Origin of the sequence: Prevotella sp. CAG:592 (assembly GCF_000436015.1) — a bacterium.
In the GTDB taxonomy this organism is placed as follows: Bacteria; Bacteroidota; Bacteroidia; order Bacteroidales; family Bacteroidaceae; genus Prevotella; species Prevotella pectinovora.
Map to the genome: position 1 here is coordinate 1,736 of NZ_FR892622.1, position 204 is coordinate 1,939.

At 45.1% G+C, this 204-nt stretch carries 1 protein-coding gene; it reads right to left on the reverse strand.

Annotated elements, in window-relative coordinates; all coding sequences use genetic code 11:
- On the reverse strand, positions 1-204 hold a 204-nt coding region (locus QVO99_RS08870; protein ID WP_288177103.1), incomplete at both ends, for an outer membrane beta-barrel protein.

Genomic DNA, 204 nt, shown 5'->3' on the forward strand with positions numbered 1-204 from the left:
GCTTTGTCCAGGCACATACTTGCCATATTCATAGTAGTTGAAGTCGATGTATTCGTATCTCAATCCTGCTTCCATGCTCACGTTTCCGAAATCCCTTGAATATGCCAAGAATGAAGATGCCATGCTTTCTGTTATACGGCTGTCATCATCCGACACGAAGTTGGTTGGCACAACCTGATACTTGGATGTGCGATGCGTGTTGGA